Annotated in this window: 15 protein-coding genes; 5 read left to right on the forward strand and 10 right to left on the reverse strand. The window is 58.6% G+C overall.

The window, feature by feature from the left end; all coding sequences use genetic code 11:
- Positions 1 to 2: 2 nt before the first annotated feature.
- Together QRN50_RS11295 and QRN50_RS11300 are read right to left on the reverse strand one after the other, a co-directional pair.
- Positions 3 to 4,856 carry a Tc toxin subunit A-related protein gene (locus tag QRN50_RS11295; RefSeq protein WP_096126725.1) on the reverse strand — a complete coding sequence of 1,618 codons (4,854 nt, stop codon included), beginning with the start codon at positions 4,854 to 4,856 and terminating at the stop codon, positions 3 to 5.
- 41 nt (positions 4,857 to 4,897) lie between these two features.
- Positions 4,898 to 7,864, reverse strand: coding sequence for a Tc toxin subunit A (locus QRN50_RS11300; protein WP_239691410.1), 2,967 nt, complete (start codon positions 7,862 to 7,864; stop codon positions 4,898 to 4,900).
- A gap of 237 nt (positions 7,865 to 8,101) precedes the next feature.
- On the opposite strand from QRN50_RS11300, the gene QRN50_RS11305 reads away from it, so the two are divergent.
- Positions 8,102 to 10,918: an RHS repeat-associated core domain-containing protein gene (locus QRN50_RS11305; RefSeq protein WP_060406354.1), complete on the forward strand. Its 2,817-nt coding sequence runs from the start codon at positions 8,102 to 8,104 to the stop codon at positions 10,916 to 10,918.
- A gap of 118 nt (positions 10,919 to 11,036) precedes the next feature.
- The gene (locus tag QRN50_RS11310; protein ID WP_058823339.1) at positions 11,037 to 13,859 is read left to right on the forward strand and encodes an RHS repeat-associated core domain-containing protein; all 2,823 of its coding nucleotides are present in this window, start codon (positions 11,037 to 11,039) and stop codon (positions 13,857 to 13,859) included.
- A 47-nt stretch (positions 13,860 to 13,906) separates the two neighbouring features.
- Here the strand turns inward: QRN50_RS11310 and QRN50_RS11315 are convergent, their stop codons facing one another.
- Entirely contained in the window at positions 13,907 to 15,430 is a 1,524-nt protein-coding gene (locus QRN50_RS11315) for a fumarate hydratase (RefSeq protein ID WP_003406346.1), read from the reverse strand.
- A 179-nt stretch (positions 15,431 to 15,609) separates the two neighbouring features.
- Here QRN50_RS11315 and QRN50_RS11320 point away from each other — a divergent pair, with 179 nt between their 5' ends.
- Positions 15,610 to 16,548 (forward strand): iron-sulfur-binding ferredoxin reductase, encoded by a 939-nt coding sequence (locus QRN50_RS11320; protein ID WP_024641834.1) that lies wholly within the window; start codon positions 15,610 to 15,612, stop codon positions 16,546 to 16,548.
- A 120-nt stretch (positions 16,549 to 16,668) separates the two neighbouring features.
- Here the strand turns inward: QRN50_RS11320 and pyk are convergent, their stop codons facing one another.
- A complete protein-coding gene (gene pyk, locus QRN50_RS11325) occupies positions 16,669 to 18,120 on the reverse strand; it encodes a pyruvate kinase (protein WP_003363893.1) in 1,452 nt (483 codons plus the stop codon).
- A 176-nt stretch (positions 18,121 to 18,296) separates the two neighbouring features.
- On the opposite strand from pyk, the gene QRN50_RS11330 reads away from it, so the two are divergent.
- Both QRN50_RS11330 and QRN50_RS11335 read left to right on the forward strand, forming a co-directional pair.
- Complete coding sequence (locus tag QRN50_RS11330; RefSeq protein ID WP_003345370.1) at positions 18,297 to 18,692, forward strand: tetratricopeptide repeat protein; 396 nt, start codon at positions 18,297 to 18,299, stop codon at positions 18,690 to 18,692.
- A gap of 203 nt (positions 18,693 to 18,895) precedes the next feature.
- Positions 18,896 to 19,255, forward strand: coding sequence for a PilZ domain-containing protein (locus QRN50_RS11335; protein ID WP_003406342.1), 360 nt, complete (start codon positions 18,896 to 18,898; stop codon positions 19,253 to 19,255).
- A gap of 28 nt (positions 19,256 to 19,283) precedes the next feature.
- Here the strand turns inward: QRN50_RS11335 and QRN50_RS11340 are convergent, their stop codons facing one another.
- The 6 genes from QRN50_RS11340 to QRN50_RS11365 are packed head-to-tail and all read right to left on the reverse strand — an operon-like array spanning position 19,284 to position 26,153.
- Positions 19,284 to 20,627, reverse strand: coding sequence for a DUF58 domain-containing protein (locus QRN50_RS11340; RefSeq protein ID WP_192873865.1), 1,344 nt, complete (start codon positions 20,625 to 20,627; stop codon positions 19,284 to 19,286).
- Positions 20,624 to 21,664 carry an AAA family ATPase gene (locus QRN50_RS11345; RefSeq protein WP_011268796.1) on the reverse strand — a complete coding sequence of 347 codons (1,041 nt, stop codon included), beginning with the start codon at positions 21,662 to 21,664 and terminating at the stop codon, positions 20,624 to 20,626. The genes QRN50_RS11340 and QRN50_RS11345 overlap by 4 nt, the downstream gene beginning before the upstream one ends.
- The gene (locus QRN50_RS11350) at positions 21,661 to 22,878 is read right to left on the reverse strand and encodes a DUF4350 domain-containing protein (protein WP_096126727.1); all 1,218 of its coding nucleotides are present in this window, start codon (positions 22,876 to 22,878) and stop codon (positions 21,661 to 21,663) included. The genes QRN50_RS11345 and QRN50_RS11350 overlap by 4 nt, the downstream gene beginning before the upstream one ends.
- Complete coding sequence (locus QRN50_RS11355; RefSeq protein WP_096126728.1) at positions 22,875 to 24,464, reverse strand: DUF4129 domain-containing protein; 1,590 nt, start codon at positions 24,462 to 24,464, stop codon at positions 22,875 to 22,877. Before QRN50_RS11355 ends, QRN50_RS11350 begins: the two co-directional genes overlap by 4 nt.
- On the reverse strand, positions 24,451 to 25,431 hold the full coding sequence (locus QRN50_RS11360) for a stage II sporulation protein M (RefSeq protein ID WP_096126729.1): 981 nt from the start codon (positions 25,429 to 25,431) through the stop codon (positions 24,451 to 24,453). Before QRN50_RS11360 ends, QRN50_RS11355 begins: the two co-directional genes overlap by 14 nt.
- Positions 25,428 to 26,153 carry an RDD family protein gene (locus QRN50_RS11365; protein ID WP_011268792.1) on the reverse strand — a complete coding sequence of 242 codons (726 nt, stop codon included), beginning with the start codon at positions 26,151 to 26,153 and terminating at the stop codon, positions 25,428 to 25,430. The genes QRN50_RS11360 and QRN50_RS11365 overlap by 4 nt, the downstream gene beginning before the upstream one ends.
- Between the last annotated feature and the right edge of the window lie 75 nt (positions 26,154 to 26,228).

Consider the following 26,228-nt stretch of genomic DNA (forward strand, 5'->3'; position numbering starts at 1 on the left):
GGTTAACGACTTTTCGCCGTGTAGCGCATGTGCACGATGATGTCGGTGATCGAGTCGATCATGTCGCGCTGCGATGCCGGGTTGGAAAAGCTCAGGGTCCAGCGAGAGATCGCACCGGTGCCCTCAAACGGCAGATAACGCTCATCGTCGAAGTTGAAAACGAACAGGCCGTCATCGTCCACGCCGGTAGACAAGGCGATCTGCTGGCTGGCGCGCATGTTTTCCTTGAGCGGCGCGTTAGGCTGTGCGTCCATCTGCACCGCGCTGTACGACTGGGTCAGGGTGGCGCGGATGTCCTGATAAGGCCCGACCGTGACGGGCAACGACACACTGATGCGTCTGATACGACGCAGATAGTGGCCCGGGTAATCGTCGTCAAGCATGGCTCGGGTGATTTCGAACTCGGCAATCCCGTCTTGCGCCAGGCGCTCGACCACTGCATCCCAGCCGTGATTGATCCCGGCAGCATCTCCCTCGGTTATTGGCAGCTGGCGCACCGAAACCGTCTTGACGATCTCCATTTTGCGTTCGTTGCGGGCCATGTAGGCTGCATCCATGCGCAGCAAATTCAGTTTCAGGGCCTCGCCAGCAGCCAGGCCGCGCCACGCGTCTTTCCAGGCCGCGGGCTGGATGAAGGAGGCCGAGTAGTCGGCAATTTCATACTGCCAGCAGGCTTGCGTCGCCAGGCACAGTGAGAATGTTGCGTCATAGGCCTGGTAGTAGAAGGTCGAGAACTGCCCATTGAGCCATTGATAGAGCTGGCTGTTGGTGAAGCGCTTGTTGAGAAATGCGTAGACGGTCTCGGCCTGTTTTTTGGCTTCCTGAGCCTGACGAAGTTGCAAGGCGGTAACGCGGGTCTGGGCGTCGTGGACAGCCAGTTGCAAGGTGATCTGTTCAGATTCAAGCAAGGCCTGATCGCGCGCGTGTTCCCATTCCTGGAGGCGCCGACGGAACATTTCCGTGCGCTCCAGTGCATCACTGACAGCCGCAGATCGCGCGGCGAACGCATGAGCGCCAGTTGCAACCATTTCCGGTACGCCTTCCAGCCTGAAGCCGCCTACTGCACCTCCGGCTGCGGCACCAACGGCCATACCGCCGGTTGCACCGGCATGAATACCGGCGTGATTAGGGGCTACTTTCATGGCTGAAGCCACGATGCTGGCCGCACTGGCAGCGCTTTCGGCAATCCGTGAAACAAGTTTGGCGGCACCCGCTGCGATCTCCACTGCACTGACATTTTCAGCCGCCAGTTGGCCGTAAAAACCGGCTCGGGCATCAATCACGGCCTTGCTGGCCTCCAATGCCTTGCGTGCCTGAACTTCGACTTTTTGCGCCTCAAGTTGCAGGTCAATGGCGTACTGCGCGAACTCCCAAACCTGCTGCTGTTGCAGCTCCATCAACTGCCCTTGCTCTTTGCGCTCGATGATCGACAGCAGGGTGAAGCCAAACTGGATCAGGGTTTCCACCGCCGCGCTGGCTTTGGCGAACATGACCGGGTAGCGATAGTGCGGTGTTTCCTGAGCCAGCAGGCTGCCAGCACCACCATCGGTCGCGCCATTGGCGTAGGCCGCGAGCAGTGCCCTTGGGTCCAGCGGTGCAGCGAACAGCGGCAGGGAGAGTGGCTTGCCGTCCAGCGTCATGTTGTGGCGCAGGTTGTACAGGCGCGACTCAAGCATGTCCCAATATTTGACCAGCTCCGAATTCATCGGGAGGATGAAGTGATCGCTGTCTTCCTCGTTCAATGTCGGGTCGTTGCCGAAGGTGCTCAGGCGCAGGGACGGTTGGCTGAAACTGACAGTGGCTTTGCCGTCGTTGACGGCGGCGCTGGTACGTACCTGTTGCTCCTGCTCGACAAGCTGCTGCTCGAAAGCCCGCAGCCCCGGACTGCTGGACGTTGCCAGATCGCCCAACGTCACAGGCGTCCATTGGCTGATCAGTTTCACATCCGGGCGCGGCCCGAGCAGATCGAGAATACGCACATACCAGAGCTTGGCTTCGCCCAGACTGTCGGGCGTCAGTTGCCGATAGGCCATGTCGCCCCGGTCGATCAGGTTCTTGATGTAATGGAAATACACCGCTTTCTGATAGCGCACCGGGTCACTTGCCGCGATGCCGTCCGGGTCGATCGGGGCGCGCAGAAAGTAATCCGGATCAGGTACTTCAACCAGAGGTCGAACGTTCCAGTAAGCCGGTGCGTCGCTGGTTTTTTTACGGCCCGGGTCGAAGATGAACCCGAGCCAGCGTTCGGCATCGGTGAAGCGTTGTTCCAGGTTGAGGCGATGGGAGATCATGAAAGGCAGATGCAGAAACAGCTCCCAGAAGTAAAGGCCGTTGGCGCCTTTGAAGTCCATCAGGTCAGCGATGGCGTCATCACCGATGGGCGGTTCCTGTAGCTGCTGGGTGTCCCAGGACAACAAGGCTTCGAGCGCAATGTTGGCCTTGTTGATCAGCTCGCGGGCAAACAGCGTGTTCATGCGAATGGGGTCGCGGGTGTCGGTGGTCGAGTTGTCGCTGAACCGAATGCTGGAGGCGGAGAAATCGATGTATTCGGCGATGCCCAGAATGGCGCTTATGCGTTTGCTGATTTTGGGCGCGATAGGGTCGCCCCCATCAGCGGTTGCCCACTCCAGTTCTATTTCTGTGGATTTGAGGGCGTTGCCGACCCAGACCGGGGGATTAACCGAGTTGACGCCGATGCCGTGAGTGATATAAAACTTTTTCGAGCCGCTGATGAATTGGGTTTGCGGAAGATTTGGCAGAAGCGTGGATTTATCGAAGGTAATGGTTGTTTCGTAATGGCTCGGTGCCGTAATACTGCTGGTCGGAGGTCGTGCGGTCAGGTGCTTTTGCGAGTTGTTGTGGGGGACGTTCATATCCAATGGGTAACTGAACCATTGAGCGAAAGAAAGCGCCTCAGTGTAGTGAGGCCCTACGTGTACAGAGGGATACAGGTTATATGAAGTTTCGCCTTGTATAAGTGCTATGAGTACCGAGGATACGACCTCCGGGTCGGTTGCTGCCAACGACATTAGCTCGAAAGCGCCCACCTTCAGTTTGCCGTCTATAAGGTTCCAATTGGTGGTATATCGTTCTATGCGGTAATAACTATTGTGTTGGTTGCGAAGGAACGCGGTGCTTGAGGGAAGGGCGTCTACGGCGCTATACAGGTTCAGCGACAGATCGCCCCAATAGCCTCCGGTTGATTCGATTTTTAAGTTTGATCCGTTCTGTAATATAAAGCTGTTCTGGTCGAGGTCGAGATCGTGGGGTGTCGTTATGAACTCAAACGTCCACTGGCTGGCGGGCTCAGTCAATACGAGTGTGGTTTTAGTCGTACCCTTAATGAGGATGTCCTTGGTTATTGCAGTGCTTAATTTTATTGTGGCGTTTTCAAGGTCCAGGCGGGGTGCATAGGTACCGGTCATTTGGGCTATTGCTTCCTGATGGTCTTGGTAGTCCCACCAGGTATCGCCAGTGTTTGGAGATGTTGTCAGGGATGGTTTTAGCCTGATATACAAGCTCCACGTAAACTGAAAATTCCCCTTGTTCTTTAAAGCAAATGCCCAACAGGTCTTGCGCACGCGGGGCTGCTCCGGACCCAGGTCTGCCTTGTCGGAAACGGCGTCTACGTAGTTCGCAACTGGAAAAGCTGGCGTTTTGTTGAAATTCTTGTCGATAAAGGCCGTGTGCAGAAAAGCATAGGTCGATGTTGAGCCATCGGTGTCACCAGGCGCTAGCGTTTCACCCGCATACATCGCGATAAACAGCGATTCCGGGGATGCCGATACATCGAAGATCGCAATACTGTTCAGGTCGTTTTCAAGGTTGACTGCCTTGCCTGCCCGGGTGACGACATTGGGTGTGGTCACGTCCATGTAGATGTGTGGCGCACTCCAGGAGTCGTCGTATTTTTTATAGGAAATATTGAATACCAGACGCACATTGGGTGTGACCACCGTCAAGGGCGCGATGTCAGCCGGTGGGGTGATGGGGATACTGCCATCGGCAGCTGGCTTGACTGTACCTTCGGGCAGCGTGACCGCTACCTGTTCTGTCACGTGAACCAGGTCCACCCACGCCACAAACAACCGATTGTTGAAATACACCGGGCGAATGGTTCTTTCCAGCGTATTGGCATTGATGCCGATCTCGGCGCGCTTCCAGTCGGACCAGGCACCGGGTGTCGGATTATCGAACTTCGGCCCTTCAGTGCCTTCCTGGTAGGCACGCTCATTCATGTCCACCGTGCGCCAGTAATAAATATTCTCGGCGCGCGACGTGCCGATAAAGTAGTACTTGCCTTGCGCAAATCGATCACTGTCGATGTAGCCGTTGATGATGGTCAGGTTGGCGACTTCTTCAAAGCTGGCCAGGTAGGCTTTTACCGCATCTTGCGCCGTGTCGATATTGATCCTGTTCTGATTGATGTCGTTTTCCAGTTGCGTGAAGTAGCCGGACTTCTTCAAGCGCAATGCCGGAGAAATATAGATTTCCGGATACAGTGCCAATTGCATATTGGCCGCCCAGATCGGGTATTGACTGCTGCGTTCACGCCACTCGACAAAGCGCGCTTCGGTCGGCAGCAGTGTTTCATAGCCGGGCTCCATGCCCAGTAACGTGCCATTGATGAGCTGTTGCAGGCTGCTCATTGCCGATGCGACATAGCTGGTCTGGACTTCATTGCCGACCTGATTGTCGAGCAGAAAAAACTCGTACAGGTCGTTGGCTGTTTTCAAGCGCTGGTCCAGGCCCAGGCGCTTCAGCATAGGGTCGTTGGGTACGACCTCACCCAGATAGTACGCCACCAGCGCATCGCGAAAGGATTCGTTGAGCCGGCTTTCAAGGGTATCGGACATGATCAGGCCTCCATGGCATTGAACAGGTTAATGCTCACGACTTAACGGTTGGCGGCTATCACGGCTTCGCCTGCTGACTTCCAGTGCGAGGCAGTGCTGGTCGCTGTCAGGTCAGTAGCCGACAGTAATTGTCTTGCCGAAAGGCCGGTGACATCACTGGCGCTGTGCATCCGGCTCAACCAGTCCACCTCGTGCATGCTGGAAGCGATACGATCTGACCCGGTCAGCAATGCGTTTGCGGCCAGCACTTCAGATGACGTCCAGCCTGTCAGTGATGCCAGCCGCGCAGCACATTGGGTATTGTCTCGATGCGTGTCATTGGCTTGCTTGAAATAATCGAGCAGCGTTTCTTCCGGGTAACCGCAGTTGTCGCGCCAGTTGCGGTAACGGTCGAGCAAATACAGACTGTTCATTGAAAGGGGAAGCAGGAAGCCAAAGTCTGCATGCAGCCAGCGTGGACTGATTAAAAATGTGCGTAATGCCCGGGCGCTCAGCCCCAGTTGCTGGCTGACTTCTGAATAGCGAATCAGCGTCGAGACCTTCTGAATGGCGCCATCATCCCAAAGTAACGCACCGAGAAACTTGCCTGCATCGCTGCCTGCCCAGCGTATCACCGGCTCGCAACGGTCCGGCGGCAAACCGGTGAGGGTCAGCAACAGCCCTTCCACCAGCCGATGTTGACTCCGGTAGCCGTTCAATACGAACGTTTCAAGTCTGGCTTCGACTTCGCTTGCAAGGGGTTCCGCGATGGCTATGGAGGACAAGCGTTCACGCAGGGTGCGGCGGATGCTGACCGCGGGTTCCTCGTGCAGCGGCTGAGTCGTGACCAGCCCTAATCCGTCGATCAGGTCGTAATCGAGGATAGTCCACCAATTGATGGTGTTGTTTTGGTCATCCTTGCTTGGCAAGTCAAGGGATGCCAGCTGGTCTCTCTTCAGTACAGCCTGGCGCGCATCGTTGGTTAATTGCTCAAGTTGAACAGTCAGTTCCTGCGTGACTATTGTTTCGGTGATGCCCCAGCCTAGCTGACGTCGCAGTGCAGCGATGTCTCGGTCAGACGCTTTGAGCCACGTGACTGCCCAGTCCAGTTGCATCAGGATATCGAGCACGTCCGGTTCGGTGTCGTCGAGTTGACCTGAGACCACCTTTTTCCGAAAAGACAGAGTGCCCAGCAGGTCGATCAATGCCCGGCATTCTGCTGCGGTCAGACGGAACATCGAAGCAATGCGGGCTTGGCGGTACAGCGAAGAAATCATGCTCAAATTGAGTCTGAAGTCAGTGGGCGCGTTGCCAATCAGTTCGCGAACATCGACGGCCAGCTGCCTCAAGCCTTCATGAGTGCTGGATAACTGCAGGGCTCGGCTCAACTGAGCGCGAGTCTTGACGTGCTGGCTACTGTCCTGATCGAGGTCGAGAATCGACCCCTCCAGCACCAGCGGAGTATCGAACAATGCCGGGTTGTTGAATACCCGGTCGAACATCGGCAAGCGTCCGTCGTTTGCCTCGCCGGGCATCAGGTGAACAAAGGCTGCAAACTCATCAGGCGCGAGGCCGTAACGTTTGTTCAGATACCGATAGGTTCCCAGTGCGCGTAGCGTATTTACCGTCAGCACCATCTGCAGGTTCACGGCGCCTTCGGAGCGAATGACCGCCATGACCAACGTGTCCAGCGCTGTAAACGGAATGCCCGTCCAGCGCTGCAGACGGATCATGCGTTGCAGACGGTCGAAGCGGTCCACGCTGGTGTTTACCAGCCGCTCAGTGCCGTACGCATCCTTGTTCAGAGCCATTGCCGGCTGAGTGGTCGGGCCATTGACGTAGCCAGCTCCGAATCGGGCCTTGATTGCTGTCAGGCTCGCATCGAGTGGGGAGTCTTCATCTGCGGTGTTTCCCGCTGCACGGATGTTGGGAGAGGCATAGGCCGTGTGGCTGCCTATGGCAAGCAGGGCTTCGACTCCGTCACTGTCCAGACCCGTCTTCTCCAGGAAGACGTTCAGATTATTCAAAGGATTGCTGGCGTCGTCGACGTAATCGACGTTGTATTTCGTTTTGAAGAACTGACGGGTCAGGTCTGCTGACGTGTCTGCGTTTGCCAGACTGGATAAGGCAGGTTCAATCACGATTGCCTGTTGCTCTGGGCCTGCTCCGCTCATCAGCACCTGTGCGATGGCACTGGAGTGCTGCACTTTTCCATAGTCACTGCCGTACCTGGAAGTGGTTGGAAGTTCAAGGCTGACGCAGTAATTCAGCTCGCCTAACATTGGCTTCTTCCCGGCAAGCCCGAGGCTGATCTGTTGAAAGTGGAAGTTGTAAGGAAACTGAAACGGGTGTTGTTTCTCGGCCACCAATTGGTAAATAGACTTGCCCTTGTCCTCAGGCACTGTGTCCACGTAGGCATTGATGGCTTTACTTAACACCTGATTGACGATGTGCAGCGTAGGCACTGGCGTGAAGGTGCTTTGTTGGTCGATCAACAGACCTTTGAGATCAGGCCGTCGGTCATGGAGTTTGATTCGGCTGTCCTCCGCGACGCTGCCTTCCAGCTGTTCCAGAGCAAACCGGTACAAGGACGTCAGGTACGCCACGGGCGAATCTTTTGCTTCTATCGCACCCACCTTGCAAAACAGATCCCAGTTTTCCTTGAAAAGATTGGGGAAGCTGGGCCCGATGTCTACCAGTGAACGCACGCCGGTGCGCCGTGTCACTGGCTGGGGCCGGCCTGAAGACAGCAGTTGATTGCGATACAGGCGCACGATCTGGGTGGCGTAACAGCGAGCGTTTTCATAGGCGAGCGCTGCATCAGCATCACTGATACGTGAGAGTTCGTGAACAAAAGCGCTTTTGGAGCGCCGTACGATATCGAACACTGAATGGATGTTCAGTTTTTCCATCGCGTTGATGAACGGTAACGTGTCATCGCCATGTTCGTGCGTGTCGTTCCCGGTTCGGGCCAGGTTGCGTAGAAGGGAGAAGGGTTGCTCGGTCATGTCCGGCGCTCCAGTGGTCATGACACAGCCTTGTTTACCATGGCGCTCGCGTCTAGCTGACAAAAGTGTCAGTCAACCATCAGCAACACCAAGCATTTCCTATAAAAACAAAGCATTAGCGCCCGCCGCTGAAGGTATATTCATTGGCGATTGACCACCCAAAGTTTATGCCTATTGGTTCTTGACCAAGCCGCGTGCTTCCGTTTGTCTGCTGTTATGGTTGAAGGGCGTCACTAACGGCGGATAGAGGTTTCAAGGATGAACTCGATCATGCACACCAATACGCCGCAATTGGCGGTCAGCGATTCACGGGCCCTGCCGGTACGCAGTGTGCAGTTCTATCGTGGCGCTGATGATCAGCCTGTTGAAGCCAGGGTGACGCAGCAATATTTCGACAAGGCCGGGCGACTGATCGCCAGTCGCGATCCACGTTTTGCCAGTCGTTTGAAATACGGTGTCTGTGCGCCTGTGAACCTGATGCAAATCGTCAGTTTGTCCGGGGCTTTGCTGCTATCGAAAAGTGTCGACTCAGGTTGGCGGGTGAGCCTCAATGGCGAAGCGGGGCAGTTAGTCGACAGCTGGGACGGACGTGACAACCCGCGCCAGATCGAATACGACGCGCAATTGCGCCCTTTGGCGATCAACGAATCAGGCCGAATGACCGAGCGCTTCACTTATGGCGGGCCCGCCACTGCTGAGCGTAACCAGTGCAATCAACTGATTCGCCATGACGATACGGCAGGCTCGCGCTTGCTGCCGGACTATGGACTGTCGGGTGGGGTTCTGAGTGAGGAACGGTATTTCCTGCAGTCGCCTGACCGCCCGGACTGGCCACTTGCCGAACCTGATCGTGATGCACTGCTGGAGCCCGTCGGCCTGCAGACACGCCGGGCTTTCAACGCGCAGGGCGAAGCGCTGGCGCAGACTGACGCCAACGGTAACGTCCAGCGTTTCAGTTACGGTGCGGCGGGGCAACTGCACGCTGTTGAACTGACCCTGACCAATACGGAACAGCCGCAAACGCTGGTCAGTGCAATTGACTATGACGCATTCAACCAGGTCGAGCAGGAGACGGCAGGAAATGGCGTGGTCAGCCGCTATGTGTATGATCGACAAGACGGTCGGCTGATTGAACTCAGTGCGCTATCTGCTGACGGCTCAGTGCTGCAAAAACTGAATTACAGCTATGACCCGGCAGGTAACGTTCTACTCATCAACGATGCCTCGCAACCAGACCGGTATTGCGGCAATCAGCGTATCGAGCCGATAAACCGCTACTGTTACGACACGTTGTATCAGTTGATCGAAGCCACGGGTCGTGAGGTCAGAAACGGTGCCAGTCATGGTCCGGCGCTGCCCGGTCTGCAACCTGTCCCGACGCTCGATCCTTGCCAGGTCAGCAACTACAGACAGCATTACAGCTACGACCCTGCGGGTAACCTGCTGCAAATGCGCCACGAAGGCGCACACAACTTCACCCGCAACATGCACGTTGCACCGGACAGCAATCGCAGCCTGCCCGACGATGACGAGGATGTGGATTTCGCCACGAGTTTTGATGCCAACGGCAACCTGCTGCAACTGGTGCGTGGTCAGGTTATGGGTTGGGATGTGCGTAACCAGTTGCAGCACATCACCACTGTGCAACGTGAAGACGGGGCGAACGATGACGAACGCTATGTCTATGACGGCCAGGGTCAGCGTTGCCGCAAGATCAGCACCGCGCAGGCATCAGGTCGCACGCTGAGCAACGAAGTGCGCTACCTGCCGGGGCTGGAAATCCGGACCACGGCGAGTGGAGAAATTCTCCACGTCGTTATCGCTCAGGCGGATCGCAACAACGTGCGGGTGCTGCACTGGGAAGCGGGAAAACCAGATGCCATTGCGAACGACCAGGTGCGCTACAGCCTGGGTGATCATCTGGGCTCAAGCACGCTGGAGCTTGATCAGCAAGGCGGCCTGATCAGCCAGGAAAGTTATTATCCGTTCGGCGGTACGGCCTGGTGGGCGGCGCGCAGTGCAGTGGACGCCAAGTACAAAACAGTTCGGTACTCGGGTAAAGAGCGCGATGCCAGTGGGCTTTATTACTACGGTTTCAGGTATTACGCGCCGTGGTTGCAGCGGTGGATCAATCCGGACCCGGCGGGGGCTGTGGATGGGTTGAATCTTTATGCAATGGTTCGGAATAATCCGGCAGCTTGCGTGGACCCCTCTGGGCTCGCCGGCGACTATCGTGGACGGCGAGACAGTGTCGAGCGTGACGTATTGCTTGATACCAGCATCCTTGCACGTGGTAGAAGCGAAATATCAAGGCTTCCAGACACTGAAAGTAATTATCTGGACAAGGCTTTCGAGCTCGGTCACCTTGCCTGGGATGAAAGCTCGACAATTCTCGCCGCTCCGGCGTTGGCGGGCATGCCTGAAATGCTGGTGAGTTATGTGTTGGGGGACAGCGCCAAGGAGAGGCTTGGCGAGGTGGTTGAAACATACACTGCAACGGCGGCCATGCTGAAAGAATATGATGAAGGAGGGGAGCAGTACAATCAGATTGCTGTGATGAAAAACTATCCAGGGACGGATGCATTTATTGACCTCGAAGATCAGCATAAACGCATATTTATAGTAGAAGACTTTTTAACGCGTCATGTGGCGGGTACATCAATCACACTGGGGCATGAAGTGTCCCACATCGTCCGCAACAACGAAATTCTTGATTTCGGGTACCTGGCTCCCGGCTTACGGGATGAAAACGCAGCCGCTATAAGTGAGGAGCGCTACCTGACGCACCTTGAGGGCGGGCTTCAGTCGGCGATAGAATATTCTTATGGTTACAAAAATCCGCACATGTTTCAAAGCGTCGAGCGCATGATGCAAAAGAATGTGCTAGGTGCCGAGAGAGCCATGGGACTTTTCAAGGTCAAGAGCATGCAGGACCTGAAAGTCGAGCGTTTGAGCGATCCTGAAGTACGCACCAATCTATTGATGAACAATGCAGACAGCTTGGCAATGTTAAGTTTCATGCTTGCGGAGTCGGCTGTGAAAGGCCGTCTGAGAAGCTGGGGTGCATTGATATAATGCTGGCAGTGGGCTTTCCATGCCAACTGCACATCCGGCATGGGCAAGGCTGACAGTTTTATTGCGGCACTCCCATCGCCGGGAATAAGGTCATATCAAACTTTCATGGATGAAGGTAATGAGCTCGATTGTGCACAGCAATACGCCGCTACTGGTGGTCATTGATCCGCGTGCGCTGGTTGTGCGTAGCGTGCAGTTCTGTCGAACTGTGGCCGGGCAGCCTCTTGCCGCGCGGGTGACCCATCAGCGCTATGACCGGGCAGGGCGTCCGGTTGTCGGTCGTGATCCGCGTCTGTTCAGTCGCTCGGAAACCGAAACGCAGACCCCGGCAAACCGGGTGGTCAGGTTCAGTCTGTCCGGAGCAGCTTTGCTGAGTGAAAGCGTCGACTCGGGTTGGCGACTGAACCTGATGGGCGAGGCCGGGCAGTTGCTTGAAAGCCGGGACGGGCGAGGCACGCAGCGCTTGATGGAATACGACAGTTCGCTGCGCCCGGTCTCTGTGACAGAGCAGGGGCTTGTCTTGGAACGTCTGGCCTACGGTGGCGCCGACGCCGCTGAGCATAACCAATGCAATCAACTGATTCGCCATGACGATACGGCAGGCTCGCGTTTGCTGCATGATTACGGCCTGCCTGGCGCTGCGCTGGGTGAGGAACGGCATTTTTTGCAAGCGCCTGAAAGTCCGGACTGGCCGCTGGGCGAAGCAGAGCGCGATGCATTGCTTGAGCCTGTCGGGCTGCAAACCCGCTGTGGGGTCAATGCGCTGGGCGAAGCGATCTGGCAGACCGATGCCATGGGCAATACACAGGCCTTTGGCCTGACCGTCGCTGGGCAGTTGAAAGCGGCTGAACTGACATTGGCCGGTGCCTCACCACCGCAAACGCTGGTCGGTGAAATTCATTACAACGCGCTTGACCAGGTCGAGCAGGAAACGGCCGGCAATGGTGTTGTCAGTCACTTCCAATATGATCCGCAGGACAGCCGGCTCGCTGCACTCAGCGCGATGGCGGCGGATGGCGCGCTATTGCAAAAGCTGATTTACAGCTATGACCCGGTCGGTAATGTTCTGGTGGTCAACGATGCGTCCCAACCAGACCGTTATTGCAACAACCAGCTCGCCGAGCCGATCAGTTGCTTCGAGTACGACACGCTGTATCAGCTGATCGAAGCCAGCGGCCGTGAAGTCCGAAACGGTGCCAGCCATGGCCCGGCGTTGCCGGGCCTGCAATCTCTGCCGACGGATGATCCTTGTCAGGTCAGCAACTACACACAGCGTTACCGCTACGACGCTGCGGGTAATCTGCTGCAAATGCGCCACGAGGGCGCGCACAACTTCACCCGCAACATGCACGTTGATGCCGACAGCAATCGCAGCTTGCCCGACGACGAAGGCGATGTGGATTTCGCTGCCGGTTTTGACGCAAACGGCAACCTGCTGCAGCTAGTGCGTGGCCAGGTCATGGGCTGGGATGCGCGTAATCAGTTGCAGCACATCACCACCGTGCAACGTGAAGACCAGCCGAACGATGAAGAGCGTTATATCTACGATGGGCAGGGTCAGCGTTGTCGCAAGATCAGCACTGCTCAGGCATCAGGTCGCACGTTGATCAACGAAGTGCGCTACCTGCCGGGGCTGGAAATTCGCACCACGGCCGATGGCGAAACCCTTCACGTCGTTACCACTCAGGCGGGTCGCAACAGTGTGCGGGTGTTGCACTGGGAAGCCGGAAAACCAGGCGCCATTGCGAACGATCAGGTGCGTTACAGCCTGGGTGATCATCTGGGCTCGAGCACGCTGGAGCTTGATCAGCAAGGCGGCCTGATCAGCCAGGAAAGTTATTATCCGTTTGGCGGCACCGCCTGGTGGGCGGCGCGCAGTGCAGTGGAGGCCAGGTACAAAACAGTTCGTTACTCGGGTAAAGAACGCGATGCCAGCGGGCTTTATTATTACGGGTTCAGGTATTACGCGCCGTGGTTGCAAAGGTGGATCAATCCGGACCCGGCGGGGGATGTGGATGGGTTGAATCTGTACAGGATGGTCAGAAACAATCCGCTTGTTTACGTTGATGCGAAGGGCCAGCAACCTGAGCCTGTTCCAAAGACTATTCACCAGATCTGGATAGGTGAAAACAAGGATGCCTTGAGAGCTCAGGTCAGCAATATCAACAGAACCGTTGAAATGGCGTGGGGGTATAAAGTGAAGTTGCATCTGGAAACGAGGACGCCGGAAGCTTATTCGGAAATCGAAAAGGATCTGAGATCTGAAGTGGTTCTGCTTCCTGATTCCCAGGTTTTTCAAAACTTCAAGGAGAAGCCGCTTTATGCGGCCTATGAAGATTTCCGAAGAAACAAGCAGAATTACGCATTCGCGGTAGACGTTTTACGTATGCATACCGTTCATGAGTTGGGTGGGATTTATTCAGATGTCGATGACGTTTATGCAGGTGCGGAGACTGGCGGAATGACGCCGTTGGGGGATAATCCGCTGTTTGCAGAACCTGATGAGGTTTCGACGCTGGATCCTGTTCATGTCCCTTGGGAGCCGCAGAATTCTGTTGAAAGTTTTATGGTCAATAACAGCTCATTTGCCGCTCATTCAGGTGCAGGCGTCTTGTTTGACATGATGGGGGAAGGAGCGAAACGATATGATGAAGCCGTTGAGGGTGGAAGTTATCCGGATCCGACGGGCATGAACGGTATAGGTCTAAGTCTGCTTTGGAATCCTAACCCGGCAGTAAGAGTTCGAACGTTATCGAATGTAGTAGGCCCCGGCTTGTTTACAGACACACTGCGCGCTTCGGACACAGCGTACGGTGAGCTTTTTACTAATCTGAAAGGCGTCGTCTTTCAAGGACAGCCGTTCACGTTTGCCGACCAAATGGCCAGGAAGATGCCGCTGCATCGGTATATAAAAAGCGGCGCGGCGCAAACCTGGCGCTGACCATAAACGATAAAACCCGCCTCAATGAGACGGGTTTTATCCGGTGCTTACTGCACTTCCACCGCCAGACTGTCGCTGATCTTCTTCTGCCAGATCTGCGGGCCGGTGATGTGTACGGACTCACCGTTGCTGTCTACGGCCACGGTCACCGGCATGTCCTGGACCTCGAACTCGTAGATCGCTTCCATGCCCAGCTCGGCGAAGGCCACGACGCGGGATTTCTTGATCGCCTGAGCCACCAGATAGGCAGCACCACCAACGGCCATCAGGTACACGGCCTTGTGGTCACGGATCGCTTCGATGGCGGTCGGGCCGCGTTCGGATTTGCCGATCATGCCCAGCAGGCCGGTCTGGTCGAGGATCTGCCGGGTGAACTTGTCCATCCGGGTGGCCGTGGTCGGGCCGGCCGGGCCGACGACTTCTTCGCGTACCGGATCAACCGGGCCGACGTAGTAGATGAAGCGACCCTTGAGGTCCACCGGCAGGGTTTCGCCCCGGTTGAGCATTTCGACCATGCGCTTGTGCGCCGCGTCGCGGCCGGTGAGCATCTTGCCATTGAGCAAAACGGTTTCGCCCGGTTTCCAGCTTTGTACTTCTTCCGGGGTCAGGGTATCGAGGTTGACGCGGCGGGCCGATGGGCCGGCTTCCCAGACGATTTCCGGGTAGGCGTCCAGCGATGGCGCCTCCAGCGAAGCAGGGCCGCTGCCGTCGAGCACGAAGTGCGCGTGGCGGGTGGCGGCGCAGTTGGGGATCATGCACACCGGCAGCGACGCGGCGTGGGTCGGGTAATCCATGATCTTCACGTCGAGCACGGTGGTCAGGCCGCCAAGGCCCTGAGCGCCAATGCCCAGCTGGTTGACCTTCTCGAACAGCTCCAGACGCATCTCTTCGATACGATTCTGCGGGCCGCGGGCCTTCAGTTCATGAATGTCGATGGACTCCATCAACACTTCCTTGGCCATGACCGCGGCTTTTTCTGCGGTGCCGCCGATACCGATGCCGAGCATGCCTGGCGGGCACCAGCCTGCGCCCATGGTCGGAACGGTTTTCAGAACCCAGTCGACGATCGAGTCGGAAGGATTGAGCATCGCCATCTTCGATTTGTTTTCCGAACCGCCGCCTTTTGCCGCGACGTCCACTTCCACGGTGTTACCCGGGACGATGGAGTAGTGAATGACGGCCGGGGTGTTGTCCTTGGTGTTTTTGCGAGCGCCTGCCGGATCGGCAAGGATCGAGGCACGCAGCACGTTTTCAGGCAGGTTGTACGCGCGACGCACGCCTTCGTTGATCATGTCGTCCAGGCCCATGGTGGCGCCGTCCCAGCGAACATCCATCCCCACGCGCACGAAAACCGTGACGATGCCGGTGTCCTGGCAGATCGGGCGATGACCGGTCGCGCACATGCGCGAGTTGATCAGGATCTGGGCGATGGAGTCACGAGCGGCAGGCGACTCTTCACGCAGATACGCCTCGTGCATGGCCTGGATGAAGTCCACGGGGTGGTAATAGGAAATGAACTGCAGTGCGTCTGCAACGCTCTGAATCAGGTCGTCTTGCTTGATCACGGTCATGCGGCGCGCTCCTCTGTAAGGACGGGAACATTCAATTACGCTATCGGCGGCAGTCTGGAACTGCGGCTTGAACCAGAGCTGTCAGGGTGGCGATAGCGGGCGCAAAAAGGCGCGGCAGTATAACCCGCCCGACAGGCCAGTCTGTACAATCGCCGTTATTTTCTGCGCAGGCCGTTTTGATGCCTCAATTGCATGTGGGTGAGCTTAGCTGGTCGGTGACATCGGCCAGCAATCTGCTCGACGCCCTGAACCATGCCGGTATTCCGGTCCCTTATAGCTGTCGTGCCGGCAGTTGCCATGCGTGCCTGGTGCGCGTCGTAAAGGGCGAGCCTGAAGACGCGTTGCCCGACGCGTTGCCTGCCGAAAAGCGCCAGCAGGGTTGGCGGCTTGCCTGTCAGTGCCGAGTGGCGGGGGATCTGGCTGTCGAGGTGTTCGACCCCCAGCGGGATGGTCTGCCTGCCACAGTGGCAGGCTGCGACTGGCTCTCTGCGTCGGTGCTGCGTTTGCGTCTGGAGCCTGCGCGGCCTTTGCGCTACAGCGCAGGGCAGCACCAGGTGTTGTGGACTGACAGCGGTGTTGCACGGCCTTACTCGCTGGCGAGCCTTCCCGGTGAGGATGCGTTTCTGGAGTTTCATGTCGATTGCCAGCAGCCCGGGGCCTTCCGTGACGTTGCCCGCCAGTTGCAGGTCGGTGATGCCCTGAGGCTCGGCGAGTTGCGCGGTGGTGCGCTGCGTTACGACCCGGACTGGCAGGAGAAGCCCTTGTTGCTGCTGGCCGCCGGCACCGGGCTCGGTCCCTTGTGGGGCGTCCTGCGCGAGGCTCTGCGTCAGGACCATCAAGGCGCGATACGCGTGATTCACCTGGCCCGCGACAGCCAGGAGCACTATCTGGCCGATGAACTGCACGCCCTGGCTGAACGTTGCCCCCAGCTGCATGTTCAGCTGGTTACTCCGCAGACGTTACAGGCAACCCTGGCCGAACTGCGCCTGTTGTCGCGGCACGCGATGGCGCTGGTGTGTGGCAGTGCCGACAGCGTGGAGATGTTCGCCAAGCGCCTTTATCTGGCGGGGCTGCCGCGTAATCAGTTGCTGGCTGATGTGTTTGTGGCGCGGGAATAAGAGGCACGCCAGTTACAGTTCTCGTTCTTCGACACGATAATCACAAAATTCGCAAGGCTGACCCAACGCAAAAGGCCCCGGCTCTTGCGAGACGGGGCCTTGGCTTGCAGTGTGCTGCGATCAGACCAACGGGTCGCCGACGTGCAGAATCTTCATGCCGTTGGTGCCGCCGATGGTGTGGTAGCTGTCGCCCTTGGTGAGGATGACCCAGTCACCTTGCTCGACCAGACCACGCTTGAGCAGTTCGTCGACTGCGGCCTGGCTGACCTGACCTGGCGGCAGCGCTGCCGGGTCGAATGGCACGGTGTAGACGCCACGGAACATCGCAGCACGCGCCTGAGTACCACGGTGCGGAGAGAACGCGTAGATCGGCACCGAGGAGCGGATGCGCGACATGATCAGCGGGGTGTAGCCGCTTTCGGTCAGTGCGATGATTGCCTTCACACCCGGGAAGTGGTTGGCGGTGTACATGGCCGCCAGCGCGATGCTTTCGTCACAACGGGTGAAGGAGTGACCGATGCGGTGGCTGGAAGTCTTGCCGGTCGGGTGCTTTTCAGCACCGATGCAGATACGGGCCATGGCCTGAACCGCTTCGATCGGGTAGGAGCCTGCAGCACTTTCAGCCGACAGCATCACAGCGTCGGTGTAATCGAGCACGGCGTTGGCCACGTCGGACACTTCGGCACGCGTCGGCATCGGGCTGGAGATCATCGACTCCATCATCTGTGTGGCGACGATCACTGCCTTGTTGTGGCGACGGGCGTGCAGGATGATGCGTTTCTGTACGCCGACCAGTTCGGCATCACCGATTTCGACGCCCAGGTCACCACGAGCGACCATGACCGCGTCACTGGCGCGGATCAGTTCATCGAGCACTTCGTCGTTGGCAACGGCTTCGGCACGTTCGATCTTGGCCACCAGCCAGGCCGTACCACCGGATTCGTCGCGCAACTGGCGGGCGTATTCCATGTCGGCGGCGTCGCGCGGGAAGGAAACGGCCAGGTAGTCCAGGTCCATCTCGGCAGCGAGCTTGATGTCCTGCTTGTCTTTTTCGGTCAGTGCTGGCGCCGTCAGGCCACCACCACGACGGTTGATGCCTTTGTGGTCGGACAGCGGACCACCGATCAGCACGGTGCAGTGCAGTTCGTCAGCGGTCTGGGTATCGACGCGCATGACCACGCGACCATCGTCGAGCAGCAACTCGTCGCCTACGCCGCAATCCTTGACCAGATCCGGGTAATCGATACCCACGATCTGCTGGTTGCCACTGGTCAGCGGATGAGCAGTGGAGAAGGTGAACTTGTCACCGACCTTCAGCTCTATTCGCTTGTCGGTGAACTTTGCGATACGGATCTTCGGACCCTGCAGGTCGCCCAGCAGAGCGACGAAGCGCCCGTGTCTGGCGGCGATTTCGCGGATCAGCCTGGCGCGAGCCTTGTGCTCGTCCGGAGTACCGTGAGAGAAGTTCAGACGAGCAACGTCCAGACCCGAAAGGATCAGTTGTTCGATGACTTCCGGCGAGTTGCTGGCAGGGCCAAGTGTGGCGACGATTTTGGTGCGGCGAACGGTCATGCACAAACTCCTTAATTGAAGCGCAGCGAGAGGCTACTCCTGTCTGGGTCTTTAGTCATTGTTCCTTTGCACTACCGTGTCAGGGTCAGGGAGGGCAATCGGCTGACAACCGGCGCTCTATTGGCCTGAAGAAACAGGCCGTGACGCCGATACAGGGCAGAGAACAGGAGAGTCCCATGCGTATTGTAACGATTGTTGTATTACTGACTGCGCTCAGCGGTTGCACCCGCTGGGCGATGAATTCCAACCTCGATCACGCCTACCGTGCCTATCAGGAAGGTGACTGTGATCGGGTGATGCTCGATCTCTCCAAGGTCGAACGCCAGAGCCGCTCGCGCCGTTATGTCCAGCCGGAAGTGTCGATGTTGCGCGGCCAGTGCCTGGAGCGACAGAAATTGTATGTCGATGCGGCACAGACCTATCAATTCCTGATGGCGCAGTATCCGGAAAGTGAATACGCCTTCCGCGCACGCGCCAGACTCGACACGCTGGCACAAACAGGCCTTTACCCCAGGGCTCAACCTGCCAGACCCATACCTGTACCTGTTCGAAACGCTCCCGTATCGAAATAATTACCCTCGTTTGAATGGAAGGTGCTGTGTTCGGGTGGATTTCGACTAATTGTGAGCTAGTCTGAGGTCATTAAGCGGACGAGCTGCAGGGCTCCGGGTCGAGACTGTTTCCTGGATAGCCTCTGTCGTGCAGCGTATTCGACATCCGCAACGAACACACAGTGTTGCGTGGTCGCAGCACCGGTCCCGGAAGGCAGCCTGCCATGTATAAAGAGCGGAAAATCGAACGCCATCAACTGCAGGATTATCTGCAGGTTTTCAATCGTCATACCGGCAAGCTGGTGGGGTGTCTGGGGAATGTCTCCGGTGAGGGGCTGATGCTTATCAGCAGCCTGCCGATCCTGGTGGGGGCGAGGTTCGATCTGTGTCTGAAACTGCCGAATGGCAATATCGGACAGCCCATCGATGTGAGCGCCAAGTGCCTCTGGTGTCACGAAGACGAGACACCTGGCAGTTATGACTCCGGTTTTCAATTGTGTCAGGTTTCTGCAGAGTATCTGGAGTTTGTGCAGCTGTTGCGACAGTACTTCTGTTTTTACCCCTCCTACGAAGCCTCTGCCTGAGGCTGCTGCCTGAAGGGCAGGGCGTCGTTCATAACGTCCCTGCCTTTTTCCAGCTCATGTAACGGTTGACCAACTGTGGCCCCAGTTCTCCTGGCCGCGCATCCATGATCACGATGCCTTGCGCACTCAAGCGATCATGCAGCGAAGCCCGGGCGTTGAGAAAGTCGATCGTTCCGCAATAACTCAGCGCTTCATCGTACGTGTGCACCGGTGAGTGGCGCAGGCCGTCGAGTACTTCCTCTCGCAGGCTGGCAATCAGTACCCGATGCTGTTTACCGAGCTGCCTGGCGGCGGCCAGCAGCTCCTCATCGTCTTCATCGCGCAAGTTGGTCATCAACACCACCAGTGAGCGTCTTTTATGACGAACCATCAGTTGGCGCACGGCGGCGCTGTAGTCAGCGGGGCGCCGGGTGGTCTGCAGGTCATAGACCGAATTGAGCACCCGATTCAGCTGTCCAGGCCCCTTCAACGGCGCCAGATAACGATCCTGCTCGCCGGCAAAGGTCGCAATACCGACAGAATCACCCTGACGCAGCGCGACATAGCTCAACAGCAGGCAAGCGTTGAGGGCGTGATCGAAGTGAGACAGGTCGCCGTCCTGACTGCGCATCCGACGTCCGCAATCGAGCATGAAAACGATCTGCTGATCCCGCTCGTCCTGGTATTCCCGTGCGATGGGCGCTCGCTGGCGGGCGGTGGCTTTCCAGTCGATCTGGCGCAGGCTGTCGCCCTCGCGAAACTCACGCAACTGGTTGAATTCCATGCCCAGCCCGCGACGTTGCAACTGGCGCACGCCCAGTTGGCTCAGCCAGTTATCCACCGCCATCAATTGACCGCCGCAGAGGCGGGCGAAATCCGGATAGACCCGCGTGGTGCCGGGCACTGCCAGGTAGCGTCGTGCCGTCCACAGGCGCAAAGGCCCCGGCAGGCTGATTTCGCAACGCTCAAAGGTGAAATGCCCCCGGCTTGACGGGCGCAGACGATAGCCAATGCTGCCTTTACCGCGTGCGGCCAGGGTGAGGGATTGCGGCAGGTTTTCGTGTTCCAGCCCGTGCGGCACATGATCGAAGATCCGCACGGTCACGGGGCTGCCACCGTCGTGCTGCACATCAAGTCGGGCTTCGTTCCAGCGATCCAGCGTCAGACTGCCCGCCAGCTCACGCTGCACACGTGGCGAGGGGCTTCTGAGCAGCCAGATTGCATCAAGCACGCTCACGACGACGAGGGCCAGCAATGCCCCCCAGTAAAGGTCGTCGATTTTTGCCGGATACTCGATGCCCAGCGCATGAAACGTTCCGAGCAGCAAGGCCACGCCCATCAGTCCGCCGAGCCAGCGCAGCAGCGTTATCGACGGCTTGAGGACCTGTTTCACAGGCGTGGTGCCGAGACCTGGTCGAGGATCTGCCTGAGCACCTGATCCACCGACAGCCCTTCGATGTCCAGCTCAGGTGACAGCCTGACCCGGTGCCGCAACACCGCCAGTGCACAGCCCTTGATGTCGTCCGGGGTCACGAACTCGCCGCCACGCAACACAGCTCGGGCCCGCCCGCCACGCACCAGCGCAATCGAAGCGCGCGGGCCTGCGCCCTGACTCAGACCCGGCCAGGTGCGCGTGCTGCGTGCCAGCCGCACGGCGTAGTCCAGCACCTGCTCATCGATGGGCAGCTCGCTGGCAATGCGTTGCAGCGCCTGAACCTCGCGGGCCTGCATGATGACCCTGAGCGGTCGCACATCCAGCATGTCAGCCCGGGATGAGCGGGTGACCTGACGCACCATGTTCAGCTCTTCCTGGGCCTCGGGATAATCCATGCGCAGTTTGAGCATGAAACGATCCAGTTCAGCTTCAGGCAATGGATACGTGCCTTCCTGTTCGATGGGGTTCTGGGTCGCCAGCACCATGAACGGCTGCGGGATCGGCAGGGCGCGCCCTTCAAGGGTGACTTGCCGCTCCTGCATCGCTTCGAGCAATGCCGCCTGGGTCTTGGCCGGTGCCCTGTTGATTTCGTCTGCCAGCAGCAGGTTGGTGAACAGCGGCCCCTTGCGCAGCTTGAACTGCTCGGTCTGCAGGTCGTATACCGCATGACCGGTGACATCGCTGGGCATCAGGTCCGGCGTAAACTGGATGCGGGCGAATTCGCAGCCGATGCAACTGGCCAGCGCCCGAACCAGCAGCGTCTTGCCAAGCCCCGGAACACCTTCCAGCAACACATGTCCGCCACCGATCAGCGCGGTCAGCACGTCGTCGATAACCGCATTTTGTCCGATCACGGCCTTTTGCAGCTCATTGCGCAACGCCTGGGCCAACTGGCTGGCGCGCTGACGCTGCTGCAACTGGTTGGTGGATTCGGCTGCGGGCTCGGCAAGTGACTCGGTGCTGCTGCCTGATGGGGCGGGTGTTTGATCACTCATAGGGCATTCCTGATTGTTTGCAGGTGGGCTACCTGGCGGGTGAATTCACTGTGTGACAGGCGTTGCGGCGGGCGAGGGCGCAGCGCGTCGCTGATGGCGCTGGTGGGCTGACGGGTCAGGCGAGCAAGCACTTGCCATTGTTCGGCAATGACCAGCCGTTCGAAACCGGGATGCAGTTGGCGGGCGCGACGCAGGATGTCCTGTTGCAGGCGTTTGATCAGCGTCTGCTGCCCGGCATGTTTGCGCAGGAAATCGGCACTGGCGCGCAGGTGCTCGGTCAGTTGGCGGCGTGCGAGTGGCGCGGGCCGCCGCAGCGGGCCCTCGCGCAGACCGATGTGCCACAGACCCAGAGCAATCAGCAGTGCCAGCGTCAGCAGTGCCTGAGGATAGTTGCGCAGTAACAGGCTCAGCAGGTTGTCGTGTTCGGTTTGCAGCACCAAAGTCACTTGGCTGTCCTGCGTCAGATACCAGAGCAGCCAGGCATTGTCATAGTGGCCAATCGAGCGGGTTTTCCACAGGTTGGCGTCCGTGACAACGGTGATCAGCCCATTGCCCCGGCTTATCTGCAGCAGGTGTGTGGCATCGGCGCTGTTGGCCCAGGATTGAGCGTGATCCTCCGGGTCTTCGAGGTGAAACGCCGGATCGAAACTCATGTAGGCCGGGGCGCTCTCGTTTTCCAGGTACAGGCGGGTCAGCTCCGGCCAGGGCATCTTCTTGTGTTTGGGTGCGGGCGTCATCAAAGGGATGGGCAGAGGCGGCTGAGCGTCGGTCAGTTGCTGTTCCTTGGCATTGATGTCTTTGGTGAGGTACTGGTGAATCTGCAGACTGTCCAGCAGCAAGTCACCGCTGCGGCCTTTTTGTTCGTCCCAGAGTTGTTCGGCGACAAACAGCAGGTGCCCGCCTGCTTCGGCCCAGTTCAGCAGTGTTTGGGTTTGCGTCGGCGTCATGTCTTCCCGGTCATCGAGCAGCAGCAGGGTCTGGGTGCCCTGACTCGGGTCGGGAAGCTGGGCCAGCGTATCGACGGTATTCACTGTGAGGGAGCGGCCACGCAGAAAGTGTTCGGCCGCCAGCCAGGGGTTGGCCTTGGCCTGTGGCGAGGGGCCCTGATCGACCGTTTTCTCGTAGCGCTCGAGCTGAGTGCTCAGAAACAGCGCGCCGCCTGCCAGTAATGACAGGACCAGCAGCCCGATCAGCAGTCCGGTGCGGCGGCTCATGGCTGCGCTGCCTGGTTGAACAGACGACGCCAGCCATCGCAGAGTTCCTGCCGGGCGTGGGCCGGTGGCAGGCGATGCCCGTAGGCGAGGTTTTGCCAGTGTGCGGTCAGCGTGCGGCTGAACTCACTCAGCAGCGGCTGGTTGAGCGCGGCGATGCGTTCGAGTACCTGACTTTCGGTATCGGCATTTTTCAATGGCAATCGATAGTCGCTCAGCAAGCGGCTGAGCAGGGCGCGGTATAGCAGACCCAGCGCTTCACGAGGCTGGTTGTTCCAGAGCTGCTCGGCCCGGCCGGCAACATCGTCGGGCAGGCTTTCGGCATTGACTTGCAGACCAAAGAGCTGCTCGGGTGCCGGGCGGGTGGTTTTTGCCTTGCCGGTCTTCCGGCTAACGAAGGTCCTGAACCAGTCCCGGTAACGAAAGATCACCAGCCCTACAAGCCCGATGACCACGCCCCACAGCAGTACTTCAATCAGGCTGGCCAAGGCGCTCGCTGCGCGCAGAAACCGATTGAGCCAGGTCATCAGCCAGCTCTGATCGCGCGCGTCCCGGGCTGCAGACGGGCCTTTCTGTTTTTCAGGAAAGCGCCAGCCAGTTTCGGTCCTCGGGTTGCGGAAGGGTGGCTGTTGCAGAACGCTCTGGATCTCGCTGCGCGCCGCTTCGCTGGTCAGGGGCTGGCGGGTCAGACGCGGCGTGTCGGGCGCCGCCACGGACGGAACGGATTGCGCGGGGGCGGATTCCGGCAGCGGGCAGCTGTAGCTTTGCTGATCGGCCCAGACCGGTGCGGGTGCTGTCGAAAGTAACAGCCCGACGCCCATCAACACGGCATAGGCAGTGCCGATCAGGCGCTGGCGCAGGCGTCGGAAGACCAGTTCTATGTCCCAGGCTTCAAGAACCGTGCGGCGATTCAAATACAGCGTGAAGCCGCAGGCGACATATACAGGTTCCCAAAGTATCAGCGCCAGGGCATAGAAGAGGTTGGTCAGGTGGTCGATCCACAGCCATTGGTTTTCGACGTCGAGCAGACTCATCCAGTGCCAGTCGATCTGTATCTGCTGCGGTATCAGGGCGTAGAGCAGGACCAGCAGGCCTATCCACAGTGCGTATTCCAGGTGTGCGCCAACGATGGTGAGCAGCTGTGCGGCACGCAGGTCTTTCTGGCTGAGCAGGCTGATGCGCAGGGCGCGCTCGGTGCCTGCCAGATGCTCCAGTTGCTGCACCGGCAGTTGGAAACTGCGACTCAGGGAAAGACGTCGCCACAACAGGCTGGGCAGCAGTTGCGCCTTCAGGGTCGCCGGCCAGGCCTTGAGGGCCTGGCGCAGTGTCGGCGTGGCACCGAACAGTGACTGCGAAAGGATCAGCAGCGGCAACCGATCAAACGCAGGTTTGAGCCACCAGAACAGCAGAATGGCAGCTGTTGGGTAATCCCAGAGCAACGCACTGAGGACGCAGAAAAAGGGCAGGGTGACGATTGCCCAACTGCTCATCAAAACGCCGCGGTGCCGCCCGGCGAGCAGTACGCCCAGGTCGATGGCCTCCCAGGGCGAGCGAGGGCGTATGGCAACAGTCGACTCAGTCAGGCGCATGAGGTGTACGTCCTGCCAGAGTCAGATACGCGGCCACCAGCAACCACAGGACGGCACCTGTCAGGTACTTGAGAAGCGGCCCGGGCCAGGTCATCGATGACCAGTACGCCTCGATGAAGGCTGCGATCAGAAGAAACAGGATCACCCCGCCGACCAGTTGCATGCTGGCCCGCGCGGCGATGCGCAGGGCGGCGCTGCGCGTCAGCCGTCCGGGGGCCAGCAAGGCCCAGCCCAGCTTGAGGCCCGCAGCCCCGGCAAGAGCGATGGCCGTCAGCTCGAAGGCGCCGTGACCGATGACGAAGGGCCAGAAGGTCTGTCCGTAACCGATGTCTGTCAGGTGCCCGGCGATTGCGCCGGTCATCAAGCCGTTGAAGAGCAGGAAAAACAGACTGCCCAGCCCGAACAGCAAGCCGCTGGCATAGGTCTGGAAGGCGATGCCGATGTTGTTCATGATGTAGTAGCCGAACATCATCCAGTCCGTATCGGAACCCCGTTCGACGGGCTGTCCGACACGACTGGCCGACGGGTCATACATACTCTGCATGTCTGCCAGTTGTTCGGGGCTGACGACGCTGTAGATCAGTTGTGGAAAACCATAGACCAGCAACGCCATGCCGATCAGGCTACCGAACAGCAGCAGGCTGGCAACCAGCACAAAGCGCCACTCGGCCCGCACGCGTCGCGGAAAGTCTGCCAGAACGAAGCTCAGCAGTCGCACTCCGGCAGTGCTGCGATGGCGGTAAAGTTGCTGATGACCGCGCATGGCCAACTGATGCAGGGGGTCGACCAGATGGCTGCTGTAGCCGCGTTCCTGTGCCAGCGCCAGATGGTGGCAGAGGCGTCGATAATCGCCGGGAAAGGTCGCGCCGCCGCTGACATCGGCCTTGCCTTGTTCAAGGGCCGTCAGGCGCTGCTCGAAGCGTTGCCACTCCTGCTGATGGCGGGTTTCAAACAGGCTCTGCTTCATGTAGGCCCCAGCAGGTTGCGGGCGATGCCGTTTACATGAGCGACCGCCGTGTCGGCGGAGACACGCAAGGGTTCGGCAAGGATGGCCGCGAGTTCCTGGGTTCGCGCGCTGGACAGTTCAGCCTGCCGTTCCGCCAGGCCGAGCACCGCCCGCTGTTCATCCAGATGCAGGGCAAAAGGCACGATGACCGGATCGGCCTGCGGCAGGGTAGGGCGCGCTACCGGCCGGTCGCTGTAAATCACCAGCGTTCCCGCTGCAAGATCGCCCAGCCGTTTGAAGAACGGGTGGTTCAGACAAGTAATCGCCCCCAGCCCGTAGCCCAGCGGGAGCATGTCGACGAAGCGCAGCAGGTTACGGATCAGCGACGAAGACCAGTCGATGGGCGTGCCGTCGTCGTGCACCACCCGCAGCCCGAGCAGGCGCTTTCCGGGTGTGCGTCCCTGGTTGAGCACTTCAAACAGCACCATGTACCACCAGTTCACCAGAAAGAACACCAGAGCGGCCAGACCCATGCCGAGCTTGTCGAGTAACTGCAGAAGCACAAAGAACAGGCCGACGAGGGCTGCGCGAATGGCGAAGTCGATGCCGAACGCCAGTGCGCGGGAAACCAGCCCGGCAGGGCGCAGAAGCATATCGATGCCTTCTGGCGTCTCGATTTCAATGCGCGTGTCCAACGGCGTGGGCAGCGCTGCATTCCTTGGCGAAGCGGGACGGGATGACATTGTCGAAGGACGCGCCTGAAAACGAAAACTGATGCTAGCTAGCGCAGCGGAGCTAAGCAACCGACCATTCAATAC

The organism is Pseudomonas sp. MEJ108 (assembly GCF_030208985.1).
Taxonomy (GTDB): Bacteria; Pseudomonadota; Gammaproteobacteria; order Pseudomonadales; family Pseudomonadaceae; genus Aquipseudomonas; species Aquipseudomonas fragariae.